The organism is Arthrobacter sp. UYCu512, assembly GCF_040547075.1.
Lineage (GTDB): Bacteria > Actinomycetota > Actinomycetes > Actinomycetales > Micrococcaceae > Arthrobacter.
Genome location: NZ_JBEPPA010000003.1, coordinates 196,782 through 220,666 on the forward strand (window position 1 = coordinate 196,782; position 23,885 = coordinate 220,666).

The following is a 23,885-nucleotide window of genomic DNA, read 5'->3' on the forward strand; positions in this document are numbered from 1 at the left end:
CGGCGTTGGGGACAGTGGCAGGCATCAGCAGCCGCCGGGCCGGGGTCCGTACAGATCCACTGTGGTGGACTTGACGAACCAATTTGGGTGGCTGCCCTGGGTCACACGGAACCAGGGTGTGCCGTTGCCGTAAATGTCCTTGGTGCAGTTGATGGTGAGCTTGCCCTCGGCCCGATCCACCCAACCGACACCGCAGCTCGAGGGGGAACCGGGGACGAAGGAATCAGGCTTTCCCGGCTGGCCCGGGCACGTCCGGACGCTTGAGGCATCGACCTGGATCTGCGAGGCAGGCGGCGGCGGTGTGGGATCGTTCCCGGACGTGGCCGATGCCTGTCCCGCCCCGCCGTAGGCCACTGTGAAGGCCCTCACCTGCAGGGTCCTGGTCTTGTCCCAGCCGCCCCCGGCAGCATCGAACCTGTTGGCCGTGCCAACGGATGTCCAGCCGCCGCCGTCGAGGTTCACTTCATACCGGGCCAGGGGCCGGCCGTTGGTGCTGGGGTTGTTCCACGTCCAGTGGACCTGGCCATCCCCGGCACCTGACTTGCCGCCGTTGACGTTGGGGGCGTTCGGCGGGGCGTATGGATTGCCCGTACCGATCGCGTTCGCGTCCCCGGCGACATTGTTTTTGGTGGAGGCGGCGATGATGTTGACGGTGACGTTCTGGCCGTTCGGCTGGCCGCCGATGGTGCCGCCGCCGGCGTTGATCGGGCCGGAGCCACTGGCGGTGGACCAGCGGTAGGTGATCTCCGTGGCCTGGGAGCCGTTGCGCTGGGCCTGCGTGAGCGGCGTGAACGTCACGGCCAACTGGCCGCTGGTGCCGGTCTCCTTTACGGTCCCGCTGCTGACCGTGCCGGGCTTGCCTGCGGCCCGGATCCGGGCTGACTGCGGACTCACTCCGGAGGTCCCGGCCTTGTTGGTTGCCGAAACAGTAAAGGTGTAATCCGCTTCCGAATTCGCCACCGTGACGTTTTGCGAGGTGCCGGCGACCTGTTGGGTCGATACCGGCGCGCCGCCGTTCAGGGTAATCAGCGTATAGGCCGAGACCGCGTCGCCGTTGTTGTTCGGCGCCGCCCAGGAAATCTTAAGCTGGCTCTGGTTCCCCACGGAACCGGCCTGGCTGGCGCTCGGTGCCGCCGGGGTCACCGGGACCCCTGCCGGAGTCTCGGCGGCCGAATAGGCGCTCCACTCGGAGGGCTCCTTCGCATCGTTCCGGGCCAGGACGCGGACCTTGTAGGCGACACCGTTTTTGAGGCCCTTCCAGAGGTAGCTCACCGAGGTGAGGTTCTGGATCTGGGCGTTCTGGCCTGCCGGCGCCGGCGAGATTTCCAGGTCGTAGGACTTGACCGGCGAGCCCTTGGACGCGGGGGCCGTCCAGGCCACGGCGAGCTGGGTGTCGCCGAACTTCAGGGCCGGCGCGGCCGGGGTGTCCGGCTTAACGTCGGGGCGTACCTCGGCCGATGCCGGGGACCGCTCCGAGGTGCCCAGGGCGTTGGTGGCCGTGACCTGGAAATGGTATTTGGTGTTGTTGGTCAGTCCGGTCAGCGTGCAGGAGTTGGCCGGGCAGTCCTGGCTGTAGCCGCCCTCCCCAAACACCGTGTATTTGGTGATGGCCGAGCCGCGGTCCGCTGGCGCGGCCCAGTTCAGCAACGCAGTGCTGTCCCCCACGCTCGCGGCCTGCGGCGTGGTCGGCGCCAGCGGCTTGTCCTTGACCGTCAGCCGGATCCGGGCCGTGGCGTAGCGCGAGGACTCGCCGGTCTTATCCGCCACCGTGTAGGCCACGATCATGGTTCCCGAGAACCCGTCGGCAGGGGTCACCGTGACGGTGTCGCCGGTGGCGGCGGCGGTGCCCTGGCCCGTCTCGGTCACTGCCGAGACAATCTTCAGCGCGGTCTCCGGAAACGGGTTGGCATCGTTGTCGAGCACCCTGACGGTGACGGGCTTCCCGGCGGCGGCGTTGGTTTCGACGTCGTCGTTGGCGACCGGTTTGGGCCTGTTGGAGGCGGTCACGGTGAGCTGGTAGGTGGCCGTCGCCTCGAGTCCCCGGGGGTCCTTGGCCTTGACCTGGACGGCGCCCGCGGTCCCGGCATTGGTGCCGTCCTTGGCGGCGGCTCTTAGGGTCTTGCCGTCGATGCTGGCATCGAAGCCGGCCGGCACGCTGCCGACGAGCTCGTATTTCATCGTGTCGACGTCGCCGTCATCCGGATCGGTGGTCAACTTGGCCAGGTCGGTCGTGGCGGAGTCAGCCTTGGGCACGTCCACCTGGCTGCCCAGCAGCACTGGCGGGTTGTTGCGGTTGGGGTCCGGCAGCACCCTGGTGCGGATGCTGAGGGTTGCTTTCAGGCCGGCGGGGTCGTCCGGGCCGGAGCCGTCGGTGACCTCGAAGCTGAGGGAACCGGGACCCGCATAGTCCTTGCCCGCACTGTATTTCAGGGCAGTGCCGTTGCCGGCCACGGGGTCGGAGCCGTCGGCGCCAATAAGTTTGATCCGGTCCGTCTGGGTCAGGCGCGGCGTGCGGCCCTCGCGGACCTTGACCCACTCCTTGAGGTCCACTGGCACGGACTGCCCGGCGATAACCTCGATGACCTCGTCCTTGGCCAGGGTGGGTACCTGCTGGCCCAGCCCCGGGACCCAGATGATGGCGGTGGACTGCCTGCCGTCCACGTCTTCGACGGTGTAGGGGATCAGCTGCGGCTGCTCCGTCAGCTCCACGATCATGTTGCCGTCGGTGCCGGGCTTCGCCGTGGGCACCTCAGAGGCGATCTTGAGGTTCTCGCCCACGCCGTCAGGGTCCTCGTCGTTCTTCAGGACGGGGACGTCGACGGCCGTTTTCCCGAGCGTCTGGGCAGAGGTCACCCGGTCATCCCGGGCAACCGGAGCCAGCAGCGGGACGTTCTTGTCGACCTTGACGGAAATGGCCGCCTGGGCCGTCGCGCCGCGGTCGTCCGCCACCGAGTAGCGCACGTTAACGGTGCCTTCCCCGCCTGGTGCAAGCAGGATGATGCGGGAGCTCTGCTTGCTGACTGTCGCCTGCAGCTCCGGGGCGGCCTCGATGCCGTCGCCGGCGATCCGGATGGGGTCGCCGTCGGGATCGGTATCGTTGCGCATGGCGTCCACCGCGATCTGCCGCCCGGGCCGGACCTTGACCTCGTCATCGACAGGGGTCGGCTTTTGGTTGGTGTCACCGCGCGGGGCGATCCCGACGGTCACGGTGCCGGTGTTGATGGCTCCCTGCCGGTCCACGACTTTGTAGCGGAAACTGTCCGTTCCGGCGCCGTCCCCGGCTGCCGTGAAGTCAATGAAGTTGCTGCCCGCTGTGGCTGTGCCCATGGCGGGGGTGCTGTCGATGCCGGTCAGCTGGACCGAGTCGCCGTCGGGGTCGATCCCGTCGAGTTCCACCGGGATCCGCACGGACCCGGTCGCCACGACGCGGGCGGTGAGGTTTTTCGGCTGCGGCCGGGTGTTTTGGGCGCCGTCGAGCGGCAGGATGTGGATGGTGACGGCAGCGGCGCTCTTTTGGCCCTGCGGGTCCACGGCGTTATAGATGGCGCGGACCGTCTTGGGCTCGGCGCCGGCGATGAAGCGCAGCGTGTTTTCGGAGATAAAACTCTTGCCGTCGGCCGACGGGACGGGCTGCGGGAGCACCGGGTCCACGCTCAGCTTTTCGCCCTGCGGGTGCGTGTCGTTGGCCAGCACCGGGATGGTGACAACGTCGTTGACCCGCACGTTCACTTCGTCCGGTTTGGGCTGGGGGGCCTCGACGACGGCGGGGGCCGGGACCGGGACCACGGCGACGCTGCCCGTGGCCGACCTGGTGCCGTTGGACATGGTGTAACTGAAGGTAAAGGGTTCCTTGGTGCCCACAACGTCAGTGATCCGCAGCATGCTGTGATCGATCACGCTGACAGAGGCTGTTGTGTTCTCCGGCAGCTGGACGGACTGCAGCACCAGCACTCCCCCGGACGGGTCCGAGTCATTGGCCAGCGGGTCCAGGAGCACACTGCCGCCGACCGGCAGCAGCGCGACGTCGTGGACGGCCACCGGCTTGCCGGAGTCCTTGCCGGATTCAACGTCTACACGAATCAGGCCCTGGCTGCTCTGCGGGCCGTTGCTGGCAATGTACGTCAGGTAAACCGGTCCGGGGGTGTCGCTGCGGAAGGTGAAAGTGCCACCGTCCGTCACGGGTCCCAGCTGGGCGGTTCCGGCGCCTTCCACCTGGGCGAGGCGCAGGGCGCCGCCGTTGGGGTCGACGTCGTTTTTCAGCGGCGCGATCAGGAGGTCCTGGCCGACGACGGCGGTGACGTGGTCCGCGTTGACCACCGGCTGCAGGGCGCCGGGGGGCTGGACGTTGACGATGACTTTGGCAGTGGTGGTGGCGCGCCCGTCCCAGATGGACACCGTAACGGATTTTTTACCGGGCGCGGCGCCGGAGTCCTGGTACGTGAGCAGGCCGTCGCGGCGGACCTTGACCTGGTCCTGTTCGTTGTCCGCCTTGGCGTCCATCAGCACCAGGTCATCGCCGTCGGGATCAGTCCAGTCGGTGAGGATGTTCTGGCTGACGGTTTTGCCCTGCTCCACCAGCATGGTGGTGGGGTCTCCGCGTTTGAACAAGGGCGGCCTGTTCTCGTCCGGGCCCACGACGCTGAGGGTGATGCTGCCGGCGGCGGAGAGACCGCGGCCGTCTGCGGCGCTGTAGCCGAACGTTTCGGTGCCCGGTTTCGCGTCGGCCGGCACTGTGACCTGGAAAGCTGTGCCGCCGTAGATGTTCTCGAGGCCGCCGGAGGCGGGGCCTTTGTCGCCCACGGAGGCCGTGAGGACGTCGCCGTCGGGGTCGGAATCGTTATCGAGTACGGACAGGACTGTGGTGCGGCCCGGACGGACGCCGACGGCGTCCGGTTTGGTTTCCGGCGGCCGGTTGGGTTTGGTGCGGTCCGGCAGGATATTGATGGTGTTGTTGTCCGCCGACTCCTGGTCCTGGTCATCGGACTGGTTCTTGGGCGGGATAACGTCGTCCCAGTTGTTGACCAGCTGCATGTTCTGGTTCACCAGCCACACATTGCCCGAATTCACATCGTTCAGGACCACCAAATCCCGGTTCACCCGGAACACATACGACGGCGAAGCACTCGCCTTCGGCACATCCACGCTCTTGTCATCAGCATCATTAACACACTCACGGACATACTTATTCGCCCCCGACCACGCCGCATGAATGCACCCCGCAAGCTGCACCGGCGCCGCCGGCACACCCTGCCCGCCAAAGCTGACAGTCTTCGCCGTCGACCCGTCCAGCGGCTGTTTCAACAACGCCTTCGGCGTGGCAACGGCGACCGAGTCCGCAGCCGGACCCGAAAGCTGCAACTTCGCATCCCGCGCCTGCTCCAACGCCAACTCACGCCCGCCCGGCAGGAACAACTTTCCCCGCCCCGCATCCAGGACCACCGGCGCATCCCCCACCACGCTCAGTTGCAAATCCCCCGCACCCTTCAGCCCGTCCCAGACGCTGACGCTCGAGCGCTCCACCTTGCCCTCAGCATCCACCGAGGTCACAGTCACCTGACCGGTCTTCGGATCCGCACTGTAAATCCGGTCATCGGAACCCACCGCAGAGACCGTCCCGGCCGAACCAGCCAGCACCGGCTCGGACTCCTCAGCATCAAAACCATTCACCGTCGAGGGCGAGAGCGCCCACACCGTACCCTTCGCCGGATCCGTCACCGCAATAACCGCCGAACCAAAACTCACCGCCGCCGAACCCGGCAACTTCTTATCCCCACCCAACCGCATCTGCGCCGCCGACACCTGATTCAACGTCGAACCCGCACTATCATCAACAAACACAGTCCCGGCATCCTGCAACACATCAAAAGTCGAACTCGCCGGCGTCACCGCACCATCCAAAACCCGGGACGGATAATTCAACCGACCCACCGCATTCTTCGACTTCGACACCACCCACACCCCGCCATCGTTCAACTGAACCTCAGCGGTCTTAAACCCCGGATAAATGATGGCAGCAGCAACCAGGACGGCCGCAGCAGACACAATAGCGGCACCAGCAATAAGCTTCTTGCGCCGTGCGTTGGACCCAGGATGGCCGGATCGCGGCTTCGTTGATCCGGGTTTCTTGGATCCCGGCATTTTGGATTCCAGCGTGGCGAGCAGACGTGTCACAGCTCAGATTCCTTCAAGATTGCGTTGTGGTTCCCCGGCAGACCCGAGACAGGGCCGCGCACTTCCCGCCACAGCCTACCCAATGATCCGGCGGCATGCGATGGGGAGGACTGCCCGTCGAGCGGTTCCCGGCCCGGGCCGGCGGCTATGGTGTTGCTCCGACCGGGAAGGTGCACAGCGGAACGCCGCTCTGCCCGGGTGGTCCGATAGTCGTGTGCCGCGAATCGATCCAGCGCGTCTGGTTCGGCGAACCGCGCACGATGTAGTACCACTCGCCGTTCCCGCTGTACGGGGTGCCGTGCGGCTTCCAGCACATGATGTCGAAGACGTCGGACGCTGCCATCCACGGCCGGTTGGTGCCGCCCTGGCCGTCGCAGGTGAAGTTCCCCGGCTGGCTGTTGTCGTACGACGTCGCGCCGGGCAGGTCGGTGCAGCTGCGGGTCATGCCCGTGTTGAGCCTGGTGGTCCAACGGGTCTTCTCGGTCCCGGACCGGGCCGAGGCCGACGCGATCGGACCGCCGGTACCGACTGAGTTGACGGTCTGGACCTGGATCTGGTGCGGTTCACTGAAGCCGCCGGTGTTGATGGTCCGGCTGCCCGAGGCGGCGACCCGTTCCCAGCCTCCGGTGTCGATCTTGATTTGCGTGTAGGCGACGTCGTTGCCCGTTGTGGACGGCGAGCTCCAGTTGAAGCTGAGGTTCTTCTGGTTCTCGGCGCCGTTCTGCCCGGACGCCGCGGGCGTTCCGGGTGCGCCGTACGGTGTGGCGGCGGCCCCGGTACTGGCGTCGGAGCTCGGCGCGACGGACGAGTTGGCCGTCACGGTAATGGTGCCGGCCTGGCCGTTGGTGAAGCCGCCGACCTTCTGGCCCGGCGTCACTGCCCCGGTCTTTCCGCTGGGGCTCGCGTAGTACGTGTAGCTGACCTCCCCGGGCTGGGAGCCGTTGCGCCCGGCCGCGTCGAGTTCGCGGAAGTTGATGACCACGGCCCGGCCCGCGCCGCCGGTGTCCGCCGGCGTCGCGCTCACGCCGGAGACCGGGCTGAGCTTGCCGGTGGCACGGCGCGGTGCCGAGGCCGCACTGACCGCGCCTTTACCCGCTTTGTTCTCGGCCTGGACCGTGAAGGTGTAGCCGGCCTCGGAGTTGTTCGCGGTGAAGTTCGCGGTCCGCACCGTTCCGGCGACCAGCTGGGTCTGGGTGGTGCCGCCGCCGCCGCTCATGGTGACGTAGTAGTTCTTGATGGCGTCGCCGTTGGTGTTCGGCTCGGTCCAGTTCACCTTCAGCTGGTTGGAGCTCCCGACGGCGGATGCCACAGCCGTCGTCGGGGCTGCCGGGGCGGCCGGCATGCCGGCGGGGTTGTCTTCGGCCGAGTAGAGGCCCCACTCAGAGGGGCCGAGTTCGTTGACGGCCTGGGCGCGGACCTTGTACCGCACGCCGTTGGTCAGCCCGGGCCAGGTGTAGCCGAGGCCGGCCACACCGTTTTTCACGGCGATTCCGCTGGCCGGCGGCGGGGAGATCTCCAGGTTGTAGCTCTTCACGGCCGAGCCTTCGGACTTGGCCGCGGGCCAGGCGATCACCATGTTCTTGTCCCCGGCTTTGACCGTGGGGGCCTCCGGCGGCGAGGGCTTCTCGTCCGGCCTGATCTCGTTGGAGGCCGGCGAGGGCACGGACTCCCCCACCTCGTTGGTGGCGGTTACGGTGAAGACGTACTTAACGTCGTTGGTCAGTCCGCTGAGTGTGCAGGTGGTGGTCGGGCACTCCTGGCTGAAGCCGTTGCTGGAGCGCACCGCGTATTTGCTGATGGTGGCACCATTGTCCGAGGGCGGCGCCCATTTGAGCACAGCTGTCCGGCTGCGCACGTCGGTGGCGGCCGGCGCCGAGGGGGCATCCGGCTTGTCCCGGACCGTGATCCGGACCCGGCCATCGGTCTGCCGGGACACGTCGTTGGTTTTGTCCATCACGGTGTAGCGCAGCACCAGCACGCCCTTGAAACCGGCGGCCGGGGTGAGCGTGATCGAGTCCCCGGCAACTACTGGCTGTCCGGCTGCGGAGCCGGTTTCCACGGTGGCGGCGACAATCTTCAGCGGGGTGTCGCTGAAGGGGTTGAAATCGTTGGCGAGCACATTGATGGTCTCGGTCTTGCCGGCGTTGGCTTTCTCGATGACGTCCTCGTTCGCGACCGGCAGCGGACGGTTGGAGGCCACGACGGTCGCCGTGATGCTTGCCTTGACCGGCTCGGAGCGGCCATCGGTGACCTTGACCGGGATGCTGCCCTTCCAGCCGGCGGCCTTGGCGGAGTCTGCGGTGACCTTCAGGGTCCCGCCATCCATGGATGCCTTGAAGCCTTCGGGCAGGGTGCCGTCGAGTTCGAACGTGAGCTTCTCCTGGTCCCCGGAGTCAACGTCCTTGGCCAGGTTGCCCAGCTCCAGGCTCGCGGACTCAGCCTTGGGCACCTCCAGGGTGGCTCCGCTGAAGCTCGGCTGGTGGTTCGCGTTCGGATCGGGAATCACAGTGGTGATGATACTGAGGGTGGATTTGAGGCCCTGCGGATCGTCCGGTCCGGTGCCGTCGGTGACTTCGAAGGTGACGGAGCCGGGGCCCACATAGTCCTTGAGCGCGGCGTAGCGCAGCGCGCTGCCGTTGCCTGCCACGACGTTCTGCGGGTCAGCGCCCTGCACACGGACGTTGTCCAGCTGGGTGATCCGGGGCGTGCGGCCCTCCCGGACCCGGACGTAGTCGTTCAGGTCCAGGTCGATTTGCTTGCCGGCCATCACTTCGACGACGTCGGTTTTGGCCAGCGTGGGGTGCTCTTCGCCCTGGCCGGGGACCCAAATGACCGCCGTCGCGCTTTGGCCGTCGACGTCGGTAACTGTGTAGGGGACCAGCTGGTCCGTCGGCGCGAGGGCCACCCGGACACTGCCGTCGCCCACCCGGGCGTTCGGGTTGCCGTCGGGCAGGCTGATCCTAAGGTCGGACCCGACGCCGTCGGGATCCGAGTCGTTCTTCAGGACGGGGACGTCGACGGCGGCCTTGCCAAGTGTTTCGGCGGGGGTCACCACGTCGTCCCTCGCGATGGGCAGTTTCAGGGCGGCGTCCGGGCTGACCCGGACCCGGATGACGGCGCTGCCCTGAGCTTTTTTGTCGTCCTGGATCTTGTAGCTGACGCTCTCGTTGCTGGCGGCGCCGGGGGCTGTAAGGAGCACCTTGCCACCCTCGGCCGCCTCGACCGCGAGTTCGCCGCGGGCCTCAAAGCCGTTGCCGACCAGGCTGATCGGGTCCCCGTCCGGGTCCGAATCGTTCTGGAGGGCCTCGACGGCGATCTTGCGGCCGGGCCTGACGTCCACCCCGTCATCGACGGCGATGGGCTTCTGGTTGTTTGCCTCCTGCGGCGCGATGCCGATGATGACCGTGCCGGTGTTTTCGGCGCCGATCCGGTCCCGGACGCGGTAGCTGAAGGTGTCTGTTCCGGCCGCCTTGCCGGCCGCGGTGAATTCGAGGTAGCCGTCCTTGACCAAGGCTGTTCCCATGGCGGGGGCCTTCTCCACGCCGGTCAGCTGGACGGAGTCGCCGTCGGCATCAACACCGTCTAGCGGCACGGGGATCCGGACGGTCATCCCTGCCACCACGCGGGCCGTGAGGTTCTTCGGCTCGGGGCGGGTGTTCCGCTCGTCGTCGCGGCCCCGGACCCGGATGGTGACCTGCTGGGAGTCCGACTGCCCGGAGGCGTTGGTGACCTTGTAGATCGCGTAGACGGTCTTCGGAACTTCACCGGCAATGAAGCGCAGGGAGTTACCGGCGGTGAAGATGCGGCCGTCCGCGGCATCCGGTTGTTGCGCGAGCACCGGTTCCAGGGTGAGTTTTCCACCGTTGGGGTCGGTGTCGTTCGCCAGGACCGGGATGGTCACGACGTCCCCGGCCCGCACGGTCGCTTCGTCCGGTTTCGCCTGCGGGGCCTGGAGCTTGGTCGGGGCCGGGACCACCAGTACGGCGATCTCCCCGCTGGCGGAGGATTTGCCGTTGGAGATGGTGTAAGTGATGTTGAGCTGGCCCTGCGCGCGGATGTCGGTGATCCGGACAACGGAGTGGTCCAGCACGGCAACGTTCACGGGCAGGCCGTCTGCCGCGGTCACGGATTGCACCACCAGCACACCGCCCGAGGGATCGGAGTCGTTGCCGAGCACATCCACCAGGACGCTGCCGCCGCTGGGCAGCAGGGCGGTGTCGCGGACGGCCACGGGGGTGCCGTCCCCGCCGCCGGGGACCACATCGACGCGGACCAGCTGCTGGGCACTCGCCGGGCCGTTGGTCACGAGGTAGGTGACGTAGTGGGCGGACTGGGCGGTGGAGTTGAAGGTAAAGGTCTGCTGGTCCGCCCCCATCGTGGCCGTCGAGTTGCCGTCCGGGCTGACCTGGGCGAGGCGGAGCGCGCCGCCCTGGGGGTCCGAGTCGTTTTTCAGCGGAGCAATCAGGGTGTCCACACCGGCGACGGCGACCACGTGGTCCGCGTTGGCGATCGGCGGGAGGGCGCCGGCCGCACGGACGTCGACGGTGATCTTCCCTTCGGTACTGGACCGGCCGTCGGAGACCGTCACGGTGACGGTCTTGCGTCCCGGCTCAGCACCGGCGTCCTGGAAGCTCAGCAGGCCGTCCGGACGGGCCTTGACCTGGTCCCGGGGGTCGCTGCTGGTGGCGCTGACGACGTAGAGGTCATCGCCGTCGGGGTCGATCCAGTCGGGGAGGATGTTCTGGCTGACGATTTTGCCGGACTGGACCACCAGGGCAGTGTTGCGGTTGGTTTTCTGCCGCGGGGCGGAATTCTCCCCGGCGGGGATGACTGTGAGTGTAACGTCGGCCGCGGCGGAGAGCCCGCGGCCATCGTCTGCCGTGTATTTGAACGTTTCCGAGCCGGTCCGGTCTGCCGGCACGCTGACCTGGAATCCGGTCGATCCGTAGATCGGGGCCAGGAGCCCGGATCTGATCGGATCCGGCGCCCGGACGGTGAGGATGTCGCCGTCGGGGTCGGAATCGTTATCCAGTACCGGGAGGATGGTGGTCTTGCCGGCACGCACCCCAAAGCTGTCCGGTTTGGCCGCGGGGGCACTGTTGGGTTTGGTGCGGTCCGGGAGCACTGTCTGCTGGACTTCGTCGGCGGAGTCTTTGTCGGCGTCGTCGGAAGTCTGCTGCGGCGGGATGACGTCGTCCCAGTTGTTGACCAGCTGCATGTTCTGGTTCACCAGCCACACATTGCCCGAGTTCACATCGTTCAGGACCACCAAATCCCGGTTCACCCGGAACACATACGACGGCGAAGCACTCGCCTTCGGCACATCCACGCTCTTGTCATCAGCATCATTAACACACTCACGGACATACTTATTCGCCCCCGACCACGCCGCATGAATGCACCCCGCAAGCTGCACCGGCGCCGCCGGCACACCCTGCCCGCCAAAGCTGACAGTCTTCGCCGTCGACCCGTCCAGCGGCTGTTTCAACAACGCCTTCGGCGTGGCAACGGCGACCGAGTCCGCAGCCGGACCCGAAAGCTGCAACTTCGCATCCCGAGCCTGCTCCAACGCCAACTCACGCCCGCCCGGCAGGAACAACTTTCCCCGCCCCGCATCCAGGACCACCGGCGCATCCCCCACCACGCTCAGTTGCAAATCCCCCGCACCCTTGAGCCCGTCCCAGACGCTGACGCTCGAGTGCTCCACCTTGCCCTCAGCATCCACCGAGGTCACCGTCACCTGACCGGTCTTCGGATCCGCACTGTAAATCCGGTCATCGGAACCCACCGCAGAGACCGTCCCGGCCGAACCAGCCAGCACCGGCTCGGACTCCTCAGCATCAAAACCATTCACCGTCGAGGGCGAGAGCGCCCACACCGTACCCTTCGCCGGATCCGTCACCGCAATAACCGCCGAACCAAAACTCACCGCCGCCGAACCCGGCAACTTCTTATCCCCACCCAACCGCATCTGCGCCGCCGACACCTGATTCAACGTCGAACCCGCACTATCATCAACAAACACAGTCCCGGCATCCTGCAACACATCAAAAGTCGAACTCGCCGGCGTCACCGCACCATCCAAAACCCGGGACGGATAATTCAACCGACCCACCGCATTCTTCGACTTCGACACCACCCACACCCCGCCATCGTTCAACTGAACCTCAGCGGTCTTAAACCCCGGATAAATGATGGCCCCGGTAATCAGGACGGCGGAGGCAACAGCGAGGCCGGTGCCGGCCATAACCCGGCGCCGGGGGGCGGCGAAGGGGCCGGTCAGCGGGCGTGCGGCATCCGGCCGGCGGGTTTTTGGCCGCAAGGCGTCAAGGAAGGTCTTCATGTGTGCTTATGTCCCCCAGAAAGTCCCGGCCACGGCACAGGGCGCATTGCGCGTGTGGTTGCCAGATAGCGTCGACTATTCCATATCAACCATCGATTAGAGAAACACCTGCCGGTTCACGGCCGGACGGGACGGCATCGGCGCAGCCCGGCGGCTGCTTTAGTCCAGGACCAGTCCGCGGCCACTGCCGCGCTGCAACTGGACCGGGTGGATTTCGCCGAAGCCGCGGACGTCTTCGGCCGGCCGCGGCTGAAGGACGAAGCGGTCGTCCTGTTCCAGCGCGGCCGCGGTCATCGAGTCAACGAGCACAGTGCCCGGGTCCGCCAGCGCGGTGAGCCGGGCCGCCAGGTTCACCGTGGGTCCGTAGATGTCGCCGAGCCGGGACAGGATCCGGCCCCACACCATCGCCACCCGGGCCTGCGGCAGGATCTCATCGTCGGTGAAGGCCTGGCACAGGGCGAGGGAGATCTCGGCGCCGGCTGCGGGTGTTTCGGCAATGTAGAGGACTTCATCGCCCACCGTCTTGACGAGGCGGCCGCCGCCCACCGAAATAATCTCGGCGCACTTGTTCTCGAAACGCTGCACCAGCTGGGCAAGGGTCTTTTCGTTCATCCGGCGCGACAGGCTCGTGTACGAGACCAGGTCCGCGAAGCCGACCGCCCTGGCCAGCGGAAGCGGGGCGTCATCCTCGTCACCTTCGCGGCCTTCCTCACTGGAAGCCAGCCCGGCCTCGGCGCGGACAGCCAGGCGCTGGACGCCGGCGTTGAGCTGGCGGCGCCAGGAGTAAACCAGCATCTCCTCGAGCGCGTCCACGAGCGAAGGCAGTTGGCTGACCATGTTTTTGCGGGCGACAGGGTCTGAGACGCCCTGCTGGTCAACCATGTCCTCCACCAGCGCCTCGACCTGCCAGACAACCATCCGGTCCGTCATCTGGCCGATGGCGCGGGTGACGGAAATCGCGGCTTCCTCGGTGAGTTTGCCGGCGCGGACCAAATCCACGATGGTGTTCAGCGCGGCCTGGTCACGTTCGGTAAAGGCGACGTCCTCGTCGCCGATGTTGGGAAAACCCAGGGCACGCCAGAGTTTGCGGGCGGAAAGCAGCGAGAGGCCCGCGCCGGCGGCGACTTCACGGCGGCGGAGCTTGCGTTCCCCGCCGAGCAGCCGCTGCTCCAGGGCTTTCAACGCGATGCGTTCGGCGGACATGGTCCCGGTGGGAGGGGCGATGGCGTCCGGTTCTGCTGGTTCAGCCCGGGGCTGCTCCGGGGGAACGTTCTCAGCGCTCATTTCTTCCACCTTCTCTCGTCTCCCCCGGCCAGACCGGATCGGGGTTGTGCATCAGATCCACGGCGCCTGGAACCTCCCGCGGGAGTTCATTAATGGCGTCGAGGATGAAATTTCGGAACGTCGCGACTTCCGGGACGTCGGGAACCACCATGCCCGCGGGGTGCCCGGCTTCCAAGGATATATTCCCGGAGCGCAATACGCGTTGGAGCAACGACTGGTGGATCACCACATTACGGACTGCGGCCAGGAAAACCTGCTGATCCCGCCGCCTGAGCATGCCGTACCGGGCAATCAGGCGCTGGCTGGTCAGGATGTACTTTGTGGTCTGCCAGGTTATGGTCCGGGGCAGGCAATAGCCCAGCAGCACCGAGGCGGCGAGAACCACACAGCTCCCGATCAGCCAGGGCGTCGCGTTTGCCGCCTCATTTGCGAGGACCGGGGCGAGCTTGGCCGGGCCGCCCTTGACTATCCAGGCGCTGGCAAAGGCCGCGAGGGCAGGAACAAGGATAAACGCCAACGCCGGCCACAGCAGGGTCCGCGGCTGCGGCCGGGTGATCACAATGACCTGTTCGCCCGGGAGCAGCTCTTTACGCATAACCGCTTGGGGCACTTCCGGGGTTGGTTCCCTCGCCTGGCGGCGACCAGGGCCGCAGGTGCACAACGTCACCGGCCGTCACCACGTGCTCGTGCCCGCCGGCGTCCACCACCAGCAGGGAGCCGTAGTCATCCAGGCGGGTGGCGTGGCCGATGATTTCATGGTCCCCCGGGAGCTGCGCGCGGACCTGCTTACCCAGCGTCGTCAGCACATGCTCGACCCGCTTGTGCAGTGCGGGACCCCCTGCCAGCCCCGCGGCGGGATCGCCGTCGGCGTTGCAGAAACTGCGGTAAAGGGTGGCGAACCGGGACAGGTAGCTCTTCAGCAGTTCGGTCCGATCCACTGTGGTCGGGTGCTCCAGCAGGACGGACGTGGCGGTAGGCACCGGGAGTTCGGCCTGGGTGAGGGTAACGTTCAGCCCCGTCCCCAGCACCACGGGCGGCACGGCGCCGCCGTCCCTGGGGCCCAGCTGGGCCAGGATGCCGGCAATCTTCCGGCCACGGACCAGAACGTCGTTGGGCCATTTGAGTTCCGCGGGAATTCCGGCCGTTTCCAGCAGTGCCTCACGCAGGGCAAGGGCCGCCAGCAGCGAAAGCCAGGAGTAACTCTGGGTAGGCAACGGCCTTCCCCCGGCATTGACCGGGCGCAGCACCACCGAGACGGAGATTGAGCTTCCGGCAGGGGCCTCCCAGCGCCGGTCAAGGCGGCCGCGGGCGGCGCTCTGGTATTCGGCGGTGAGCACTGTGAGATCCGGGTACGAGCGGGGGTCTTCGGTGACACCGCGGAGCAGGTCCGCGTTGGTGGAACCGGTCGAGTCGACCACCGTCAGCTGCGGTATCCCGGCCGCGGCGAGGAACGCCTGATCGCTGAGGGCGTTGAGGTCAAAGGGCGGACGGTCCGGGGCTTCCTGCGCGGCTTCCATGCTTTGAATCCTACCGAGTCAGCGCCGGGGTGGCGCTTCCCGCTCCGCCGGCGGCACCGAAACCACAGTGAACTCAGAGGAAGATGTCAGGAATGAGCCGGTCTTCCGGTGCGCCAAGGCTGTAGCCGGTGAAGTCGGTGACCCCGGCGGCGGCCAGGACCTGCTCGTCGGTGTAGAAGTTCCCGCTCCAGCTGCCGGATTCCGGAATCGCATTGCTGCTGGTCAACACCGCATGGGCGGCGTCCGCCATGATTTCGGGGCCGCGGGCACCCTGGACGATCTTTTCGCCGCCCGGCATATTGCGGATTGCGGCGGTGTTGATCAGGGTGCAGGGCCAGAGCGAGTTCACGTTGATTCCGTCGATCTTCAGCTCCTCGGCGAGGCCCAGGGTGGTCAGGCTCATGCCGTACTTCGCCATTGTGTAGGCCAGGTGCAGGCCGGCCCACTTGGGGTCCAGGTTCAGCGGCGGGGAGAGCGTCAGGATCTGGCCGGCGTCGGATTCGCGCAACGCCGGCAGGGCGAGCTTGGAGAGCAGGAAGGTGCCGCGGACGTTAATGTCGTGCATCAGGTCGTAGCGCTTCATGTCGACTTTGTCGGTCTTGGAAAGATCGATGGCGGAGGCGTTGTTGATGACTATGTCGATCCCGCCGAAGCGTTCGACGGCGGCTGCGACGGCGCCGGCAACATCCGCGTCGTTGCGCACGTCACCGACCAGCGGCAGCGCCTGCCCGCCTGCCGCCTCGATCTGTTCGGCGGCGGAGTAGACAGTTCCCTCCAGCTTGGCGTGCGGCTGGCCGGTCTTGGCCATCAGCACGATGTTGGCGCCGTCGCGCGCGGCGCGGGTAGCGATGGCCAGCCCGATGCCGCGGCTTCCCCCGGAGATGAGGATGGTGCGGCCCTGGAGGGAACCGGCGGCCTGGTAGGGCCCTGCGGCGGCGCCCGAAGCATCAGTGCTCGAAGTCATAAGGACACTCTAGCCGACTCATGTTACCGACCAGTAACACTGATGCGGCGCCCGGCGATGCTCCGGTCCGGACAATTTCCGGGCCGGCCGGGGTGGTGGTGCCGGTGAGAGTCGGGGCGATTATTGTAGGTTTTCTACAGCGGCCTGGGCCAATAGCGTCACTAGACTTGCCAACAAGGACCGGTTTTTGTGGAGACCAGCTAAAGCGCCACACGGACGGGGCCACCGCACCGCGCACCATGAATACCACCACGATTCAGCAGAACATCAGCTACAGAGCCGGAGACACTTGATGAGCCACGATCTGACCACGACCGCGGGAAAGATTGCCGATTTCCGCGACCGCCAGGCCCGAGCTGTTCAGCCCTCCGGCCCGGAAGCGATCGAGAAGCAGCACGCCCGCGGCAAAAACACCGGCCGCGAGCGGATCGACCTGCTGCTCGACGCCGGCTCCTTCGTCGAGTTTGATGCCCTGGCCGTGCACCGCTCCACGGCCTTCGGCATGGAGAAGAAGAAGCCGCTCGGCGATGGCCTGGTTTCCGGCTACGGCACGGTGGACGGCCGGCCCGTAGCCGTGTACAGCCAGGACTTCTCCGTCTACGGCGGCTCCCTGAGCCAGGTCAACGGCGAGAAGATCGTTAAGGTCCAGGAATTCGCGCTGCGCAACGGCTGCCCTGTTGTTGGCATCCTCGACGGCGGCGGAGCACGGATCCAGGAGGGCGTTGCCTCGCTGGCGATGTTCGCGGACATCTTCCGAAACAACGTCCATGCCTCCGGCGTTGTCCCCCAGATTTCCCTCATCATGGGCCCCTCCGCCGGCGGCGCGGCCTACTCCCCCGCCCTGACCGACTTCGTGGTGATGGTGGACAAGACCTCCCACATGTTCATCACCGGCCCGGACGTGATCAAGACGGTCACTGGCGAAGACGTGGACATGGAAACCCTGGGCGGCGCCCGCCAGCACAACACCAACACGGGAACGTCCACCTATCTGGCCTCCGATGAGGCCGACGCGGTCGAGTTCGTCCGCGAACTCCTGGACTTCCTGCCCTCCAACAACCTCGCCGAGGCCCCGGTGCTGGAGCATTCCCAAGAGCTGGAACTCGACGACGAAGACTTCGCCCTGGACGCGCTGATCCCGGACTCGGCCAATCAGCCGTACGACATTCGCAAGGTCATTGAGCAGATCGTGGACGACGCACACTTCCTGGAGATGCAGTCGCTGTACGCACCGAACGTCATCATCGGCTACGGCCGGGTCGAAGGCCACACCGTGGGCATTGTGGCCAACCAGCCCATGCAGTTCGCGGGCACGCTGGACATCGCGGCCTCGGAGAAGGCTGCCCGCTTTGTCCGGCATTGCGACGCGTTCAACATTCCGATCATTACGCTCGTGGACGTGCCAGGCTTCCTGCCCGGCAAGGACCAGGAATTCCAGGGCATCATCCGCCGCGGCGCCAAGCTGCTCTACGCCTACGCCGAAGCGACAGTGCCGAAGCTGACGGTCATCACCCGCAAGGCCTACGGCGGAGCGTACATCGTGATGGGCTCCAAAAAGCTCGGCGCCGACCTCAACCTGGCGTGGCCGACCGCGCAGATCGGTGTGATGGGCGCCCAGGGCGCCGTCAACATCCTGTACCGCCGCGAACTCGCCGCAGTCGCGGAAGCCGGCGGCGACGTCGAAGCCAAGCGTGCCGAGGTCATCCGGCAGTACGAAGAGGAGCTGCTCAACCCCTACCAGGCAGCCCAGCTCGGCTATGTGGACGCAGTGATCGCCCCGTCCGAGACGAGGGTGCAGATCATCAAGGGCCTCCGTGCCCTGCGGGACAAGCGCGCCAGCCTGCCTGCGAAGAAGCACGGGAACATCCCGCTGTGACGTCGGCATTCGAGCCCGGGGATGCGCAGCCGGCGGAGCACCCACTGCTCGCCGTGGTCAAGGGCGAGCCGACACCCGAGGAACTCGCGGCCCTGACAGCAGTGGTGCTTTCCCTGGGCAGCAGCGAGCCGGCCGGCACGGACAAGCCAAGCGCCCGGCACTGGATCCGCCGGCAGCAGCTGCAGCTGGCACCCGGGCCCGGGCCTGGCTCGTGGAAGCGCAGCCGGGGCTGAGCCTCCCTCCCCAGGTTGGGTTCCGGCCGTCAGCCACCGGGGAAAGTGCAGCAACCCTTTCATAACGGCCCGGGCCCGGCTAGTGTCTGTCGGGTGAGTATAGAAACCCCTGACACCACAGCTGCCAACAACCCGGGTCCCGGGCGGGCGCACACCGCCATCGACGCCGTCGCCGACGCTTTTACGGAGACCCTGATCCGGCTCAACCCGAGCTTCGCCACCGAGCTTGGCCTTCCGGGCCACGAGACGGAATACCAGGATTACTCCCCCGCCGGGCACGAGGGTTTCGCCGCTGCCGCGCGCGAGGCCCTAACGGCGCTGGACGGCCTGGAACCGGCGGACGACGTCGACGCCGTCACCCTCGATGCCATGCGCGAGCGCCTGGGCCTGCAGCTGGAAATCCACGACTCCGGCTGGGGCCTGGCGGAGCTGAACAACATCGCTTCCCCGGCGCAGGAGATCCGCGCAATCTTCGACCTGATGCCGACGGACACCGCCGCGCAGTGGGACCACATTGCCGGCCGCGCGACCAACGTTCCCGACGCGCTGGACGGCTACATAGTGTCGCTGCGCGCCGCCAAGGAGGGCGGCAAGGTCGCCGCCGCCCGCCAGGTGGAGATTGTGATCGAGCAGACCACCAAGCACGCCGCAGAGGACGGTTTCTTCGCCAGGCTGGCCGCCAACGCCAAGACCACGGCGGGCCCGCTGCCCGAGGACGTGCAGTCCAAGCTCGACGCCGGGGCTGCCGCCGCGCGCGTCGCCTACTCCCGGCTGGCCGGCTTCCTCGAGTCCGAGTTGCTGCCCGTTGCCCCGGCGAAGGACGCAGTGGGCCGTGAGCGCTACGCGCTGGCCTCCCGCGCGTTCCTGGGCGCCACCGTGGACCTCGAGGAAACCTACGCCTGGGGTGTGCAGGAGCTCGACCGGCTGATCGCCGAACAGGAGCATGTGGCCGGGCAGATCCGTCCCGGCGCCACGATCGGGGAAGCCAAGGAGATCCTCAACAACGACCCCGCCCGGCAGCTTAAGGGCACCGATGCCCTGCAGGCCTGGATGCAGGAGCTTTCCGACAAGGCCGTGGCCGACCTCGCGGGAGTGCACTTCGACATCCCGGAGGTGATGAAGACCCTGGAGTGCAAGATTGCCCCGACTGATGAAGGCGGCATCTACTACACCGGACCCTCGGACGACTTCAGCCGTCCGGGCCGGATGTGGTGGTCCGTCCCGCCGGGTGAGGACACCTTCACCACCTGGGCCGAGACCACCACGGTCTACCACGAGGGCGTCCCCGGCCACCACCTGCAGGTGGCGACCGCAACCTACCGCCGGGAGCTGCTGAACAAGTGGCGCCGGAACGTCTGCTGGACCTCCGGTCACGGTGAAGGCTGGGCGCTCTACGCCGAGAAGCTGATGCAGGAGTTGGGCTACCTGACGGACCCTGGTGACCACATGGGCATGCTGGACATGCAGCGCATGCGTGCCGCCCGCGTGGTGTTCGACATTGGTGTCCACCTGGAGCTGGAGGTGCCCGAGCGTTGGGGGTCGGGCACCTGGACTCCGGAGCAAGGGTACGGCTTCCTCCAGCAGAACCTCGCCATCAGCGAAGGCCAGCTGAGCTTCGAATTCACCCGCTACCTCGGTTGGCCGGGCCAGGCGCCGTCGTACAAGGTGGGCCAGCGGCTGTGGGAGCAGATCCGCGCCGAGCTCGAATCCCGGCCGGGCTTTGACCTGAAGGCCTTCCACACCAAGGCGCTCAACCTGGGCTCCGTCGGACTGGACACCCTGAAGCGGGCGCTGCTGGGATAGGCCCGCAACGACCCTCCGTCCCGGAGATCGGCCATCCTCCTATCCCTGCTTCACGAGACAATCGCCACATTCGACCGGGGAATAACTTCACAAACGGGTAGTCTTCCGGCGGAAATCCCGTGATTCCGTGGCCGGGACCGAAAACCCCCCGCGTAACATTTCTCAACGTTCGTTCGCCGTGCTAAGTGCCGCAGTCCTAGCGTGTTCCAGTGAGCACTCAGACAAGCACCCCCGCATCCGCCGGAAAGACCGGCTTCCAGCTGCCCAAGTGGGCCGGCTCGTTCGGCTTCCAGATCATCGCCGCCCTGATCGTAGGCCTGGGTCTCGGCCTGCTGGCCAAGTACACGGGCAGCACCAAGGCGAACCCCAATGCCCTCGGCGCAACCCTGCAGACCATCGGCTCGAGCTACGTCTCGCTGCTGCAGACCGCCGTAGTGCCCCTTATCTTCACGGCAGTCGTGAGCTCCATCTCCAACCTGCGTGCCGTCTCCAACGCCGCCCGGCTGGCCTGGAACACACTGCTCTGGTTCGCCATCACCGCCTTGATCGCCGTGCTGATCGGCATCGGCCTGGGGGTGTTCCTGCAGCCCGGCGCCAATACCGGCATCACCCAGGAGGCCAAGTACAACGGCAAGTCCGGCGACTGGTGGGCCTTCCTGGTCGGCCTGTTCCCGAAGAACTTCCTGGGCCTCGGCGCCAGCACTACCGTGGCCGACGGCGTCGCCACCACTTCGGTGAGCTTCAACGTCCTGCAGATCCTGGTGATCGCGGTCGCCGTTGGCATCGCAGCCCTGAAGGTGGGCAAGGCCGCCGAGCCGTTCCTGAACCTCAACGCCGCAGCCCTGGCCGTGATCCAGAAGGTCCTCTGGTGGATCATCCGGGTCGCCCCGCTCGGCACCGTCGGCCTGATCGGCAACGCCGTGGCGATCTACGGCTGGGACACCATCGGTTCGCTGGGCAAGTTCACCTTCGCCATCTACGTGGGCCTGGCCCTGGTGCTGTTTGTGGTCTACCCGGTCCTCATCCGCAGCCACGGCCTGTCCGTCAAGCAGTACTACTCCGGCGTCTGGCCCGCCGTGCAGCTGGCCTTCGTCTCCCGCTCATCCGTGGGTACCCTGCCGCTGACCCAGCGCGTGACCGAACGCAGCCTGGGCGTACCCCGCGCCTATGCCTCCTTCGCCGTGCCGCTTGGCGCCACCACCAAGATGGACGGCTGCGCCGCAATCTACCCGGCCGTCTCGGCGATCTTCGTGGCCCAGTTCTTCGGCATCCAACTGGACTTCACGCAGTACCTGCTGATTGCCCTCGTCTCCGTGCTGGGCTCCGCCGCAACCGCCGGAACCACCGGCGCCGTCGTTATGCTGACCCTGACGCTCTCCACACTGGGACTGCCGCTGGCCGGCGTCGGACTCCTGCTGGCGATCGACCCGATCCTGGACATGGGCCGCACTGCGGTCAACGTGGCCGGGCAGGCTTTGATCCCCACCATCGTGGCCAAGCGCCAGGGCATCCTCGACGAGTCGCTCTACAACGCACCGCGCAACGGTGACCCGTTCGCGGACGACGACGAAACCGCCGCCGGCGCCGTCGACCCTTCCGCCGCAGCCGCTCCCGCAGCGTCCCCGGATGGCCGCGAGCTGGCCGCCGCCAAGGGATAACCCGGCCCCGGGCAGAACCAAAGGAAGTCCCCGGGAGGTTCCCGGGGACTTCATTGGTGTTGCCGGCTCAGGGACGGCGGCGACGCAGGATCCTAGTGTCCGCCCCGGCCTTCGCCCCCGCCGATAACTCCCGCTGCCACTGCCTTTGCCACGGCGTCCGCCTCGGCCTGGGTCAGGGTGCCATCGGTGACGGCCTTGTCCAGACGGGTCTTTAATACCGCAGCCCGGTCGGCCTGTGCAGCGGTGCGCAGCTCCTCCAGCGCCGTGGTGACCTTGGATTCATCGATTCCGAGGGAGGCAGCGAGTGACTTCGCCAGTGCCGCCTCCCTGGTGGCCCGGTCCGGCTTGGTGCCTTCGGCCGGCGGTGTGGCCGGCTTATTGGCTTCGCGGAACGCCTTCAGGGCCTCCGTTACCTTGGCCTCGTCCACGCCGAGCTTGGCAGCGAGTTCGGCAGCCTGGGCTGCGCCGCGATCGCCACCACCGTGTCCGTGTCCGCCCCGCATGCCCCCACCCTCGGTGGCGCCCGGCGTTGCCTCTGTCGAAGCGCTGGAGCTGGGGCTGGGGGTCGGCGTGGTGGCGGCTGAGGCCATCCCGGTGACCCCAAGCCCGGCTCCGAGGGCCAGGGCCCCGGCCGAAATCGCGAGTGTCATTCTCTTCGTTCGTGACATGCGCTGTCTCCTGTTCTGCAGCTTCGTGCCCGCTGCCATTGGTGATTGTCTCTTCCAAGACGTAGTTCCAGTCTCCGCCGGGCACTTCGGCAGAAGCTGTCCGGAACCTTTCATCTTCCTGTGAAGCCAGGCGGTCGCCGCCTGCCGGAACTTTGGCCGGTTTCCGCGCTGCGGTTCCGGTCCGGGGAGCTCCGGAGTCGGTAGGCTCGGTGCATGCTGATCGTGACCTCCAATGACATCCCCGGCCACCGGATTGACGCAGTATTCGGCGAGGTCATGGGCCTTACCGTCCGCGCCCGGGATATCGGCGGCCAGGTGATGGCCGGCTTCCGTTCCCTTGGCGGCGGGGAACTGCCCGAAATGACGCGCATGCTCTACGAGAGCAGGCAGCAGGTGATGGCGCGGATGGTCACAGAGGCGGAACAACGCGGGGCCAACGCCATAGTTGCCTTGCGTTTCGACAACTCCCAGCTGGGGACCACGTGGACCGAGGTCTGCGCCTACGGTACAGCGGTATTCATCGTGCCGATCCCGGCCGGCGAACCGGGGGCCACCGGCCAGTCGGCCTTCCTGAGCCAAGCTGCCGCGGACAGAAATTTGCCCTGAGTGCAAACATGCACGTAGTGTAAATACGTGCATCCATCCCTGCCCTCCCGAGCCGCGGTACCTCCTGCGGCCGAGACCCTGCCCGAGGCGCCGTCGCGCCGTGAGCTGAACAAGGCCGCCACCCGCCAGGCCATCATCGACTCAGCGCTGGCCTTGCTCCGATCCAATGGTCCGGGCAACTTCACGGTCGAGGACATCGCTGATGCTGCCGGAATCTCGCGCCGCACGTTCTTTAACTATTTCGGCAGCACCGAAGCCGCCATCGCCGCGGTCACCTTCGGCTTCCTGGACAAGGCCCTTCAGCAGTTCCGGCTGCGCCCGGCCGGAGAACCCTTCCTGGACTCCGCCCGTGCCGCGCTGGCGGAACTGGCCGATCCGATGACGGTGGCCCCGTTGGCCGAGCTGTACAGCCTCGGCCAGGCCTATCCGCAGCTGAGCCGCTCCGAGCTGGAAGCCTGGGACCACTGCACGGGCCAGATCATCACCGCAGCCCGCGAGCGTGTCAGTGGCGGCGGCGTCGAACTCGATGAGCTGTACCTCCGGGCACTGGCCGGCTCAGTAATCTCCTGTGGCAAAGCCGCCATGGATGTCTGGTTCGCCCGGTGCGGCGGATCACTCACACCGGAGTCCCTATCCGTCCTCCGGCAGCTCCTGATCGATTCCATGAGCCTGCTCGGCTCCGGATTTGCCCGCCCCGGGACCCTTCAGGCCGGCACTCCGGCCGCCAACTCCAACTCCACCCTTTTCGCAGATCGGCTCTGA

13 protein-coding genes are annotated in these 23,885 nt (G+C 66.8%); 6 read left to right on the forward strand and 7 right to left on the reverse strand.

Annotated elements, in window-relative coordinates:
* Window positions 1-24: 24 nt before the first annotated feature.
* From ABIB49_RS04890 to ABIB49_RS04915, 6 genes are all read right to left on the reverse strand, one after another.
* Window positions 25-6,138 carry an Ig-like domain-containing protein gene (locus ABIB49_RS04890; protein ID WP_502913758.1) on the reverse strand — a complete coding sequence of 2,038 codons (6,114 nt, stop codon included), beginning with the start codon at window positions 6,136-6,138 and terminating at the stop codon, window positions 25-27.
* A gap of 178 nt (window positions 6,139-6,316) precedes the next feature.
* Entirely contained in the window at window positions 6,317-12,418 is a 6,102-nt protein-coding gene (locus tag ABIB49_RS04895; RefSeq protein WP_282468161.1) for an Ig-like domain-containing protein, read from the reverse strand.
* A gap of 255 nt (window positions 12,419-12,673) precedes the next feature.
* Complete coding sequence (locus tag ABIB49_RS04900) at window positions 12,674-13,798, reverse strand: adenylate/guanylate cyclase domain-containing protein (RefSeq protein ID WP_226773625.1); 1,125 nt, start codon at window positions 13,796-13,798, stop codon at window positions 12,674-12,676.
* The gene (locus ABIB49_RS04905) at window positions 13,788-14,393 is read right to left on the reverse strand and encodes a PH domain-containing protein (RefSeq protein ID WP_226773626.1); all 606 of its coding nucleotides are present in this window, start codon (window positions 14,391-14,393) and stop codon (window positions 13,788-13,790) included. Before ABIB49_RS04905 ends, ABIB49_RS04900 begins: the two co-directional genes overlap by 11 nt.
* A complete protein-coding gene (locus ABIB49_RS04910; RefSeq protein WP_226773627.1) occupies window positions 14,386-15,315 on the reverse strand; it encodes a biotin--[acetyl-CoA-carboxylase] ligase in 930 nt (309 codons plus the stop codon). The genes ABIB49_RS04905 and ABIB49_RS04910 overlap by 8 nt, the downstream gene beginning before the upstream one ends.
* 73 nt (window positions 15,316-15,388) lie before the next feature.
* On the reverse strand, window positions 15,389-16,279 hold the full coding sequence (locus ABIB49_RS04915) for an SDR family oxidoreductase (RefSeq protein WP_226773628.1): 891 nt from the start codon (window positions 16,277-16,279) through the stop codon (window positions 15,389-15,391).
* A 292-nt stretch (window positions 16,280-16,571) separates the two neighbouring features.
* Between ABIB49_RS04915 and ABIB49_RS04920 the strand changes: the two genes are divergently transcribed.
* From ABIB49_RS04920 to ABIB49_RS04935, 4 genes are all read left to right on the forward strand, one after another.
* Entirely contained in the window at window positions 16,572-18,155 is a 1,584-nt protein-coding gene (locus ABIB49_RS04920; RefSeq protein ID WP_226773629.1) for an acyl-CoA carboxylase subunit beta, read from the forward strand.
* Window positions 18,152-18,388, forward strand: a complete 237-nt coding sequence (locus ABIB49_RS04925) for an acyl-CoA carboxylase subunit epsilon (RefSeq protein WP_226773630.1) — start codon at window positions 18,152-18,154, stop codon at window positions 18,386-18,388. Before ABIB49_RS04920 ends, ABIB49_RS04925 begins: the two co-directional genes overlap by 4 nt.
* Before the next feature lie 93 nt (window positions 18,389-18,481).
* Entirely contained in the window at window positions 18,482-20,191 is a 1,710-nt protein-coding gene (locus ABIB49_RS04930) for a DUF885 domain-containing protein (RefSeq protein WP_226773631.1), read from the forward strand.
* Between the two features lie 209 nt (window positions 20,192-20,400).
* Window positions 20,401-21,849 carry a dicarboxylate/amino acid:cation symporter gene (locus ABIB49_RS04935; protein ID WP_226773632.1) on the forward strand — a complete coding sequence of 483 codons (1,449 nt, stop codon included), beginning with the start codon at window positions 20,401-20,403 and terminating at the stop codon, window positions 21,847-21,849.
* Between the two features lie 92 nt (window positions 21,850-21,941).
* Here the strand turns inward: ABIB49_RS04935 and ABIB49_RS04940 are convergent, their stop codons facing one another.
* On the reverse strand, window positions 21,942-22,517 hold the full coding sequence (locus ABIB49_RS04940) for a hypothetical protein (protein ID WP_226773633.1): 576 nt from the start codon (window positions 22,515-22,517) through the stop codon (window positions 21,942-21,944).
* A 213-nt stretch (window positions 22,518-22,730) separates the two neighbouring features.
* Here ABIB49_RS04940 and ABIB49_RS04945 point away from each other — a divergent pair, with 213 nt between their 5' ends.
* Together ABIB49_RS04945 and ABIB49_RS04950 are read left to right on the forward strand one after the other, a co-directional pair.
* Window positions 22,731-23,123, forward strand: a complete 393-nt coding sequence (locus ABIB49_RS04945) for a YbjQ family protein (RefSeq protein WP_226773634.1) — start codon at window positions 22,731-22,733, stop codon at window positions 23,121-23,123.
* Between the two features lie 27 nt (window positions 23,124-23,150).
* Window positions 23,151-23,885: a TetR/AcrR family transcriptional regulator gene (locus tag ABIB49_RS04950; RefSeq protein WP_502913756.1), complete on the forward strand. Its 735-nt coding sequence runs from the start codon at window positions 23,151-23,153 to the stop codon at window positions 23,883-23,885.

Excerpts from the sequence above, each read along its gene's own strand:
- ABIB49_RS04890 (WP_502913758.1), bottom strand. The coding sequence starts at position 6,138 with ATGCCGGGATCCAAGAAACCCGGATCAACGAAGCCGCGATCCGGCCAT.
- ABIB49_RS04895 (WP_282468161.1), bottom strand. The coding sequence starts at position 12,418 with ATGGCCGGCACCGGCCTCGCTGTTGCCTCCGCCGTCCTGATTACCGGG.
- ABIB49_RS04900 (WP_226773625.1), bottom strand. The coding sequence starts at position 13,798 with ATGAGCGCTGAGAACGTTCCCCCGGAGCAGCCCCGGGCTGAACCAGCA.
- ABIB49_RS04905 (WP_226773626.1), bottom strand. The coding sequence starts at position 14,393 with ATGCGTAAAGAGCTGCTCCCGGGCGAACAGGTCATTGTGATCACCCGG.
- ABIB49_RS04910 (WP_226773627.1), bottom strand. The coding sequence starts at position 15,315 with ATGGAAGCCGCGCAGGAAGCCCCGGACCGTCCGCCCTTTGACCTCAAC.
- ABIB49_RS04915 (WP_226773628.1), bottom strand. The coding sequence starts at position 16,279 with ATGACTTCGAGCACTGATGCTTCGGGCGCCGCCGCAGGGCCCTACCAG.
- ABIB49_RS04920 (WP_226773629.1), top strand. The coding sequence starts at position 16,572 with ATGAGCCACGATCTGACCACGACCGCGGGAAAGATTGCCGATTTCCGC.
- ABIB49_RS04940 (WP_226773633.1), bottom strand. The coding sequence starts at position 22,517 with ATGTCACGAACGAAGAGAATGACACTCGCGATTTCGGCCGGGGCCCTG.
- ABIB49_RS04945 (WP_226773634.1), top strand. The coding sequence starts at position 22,731 with ATGCTGATCGTGACCTCCAATGACATCCCCGGCCACCGGATTGACGCA.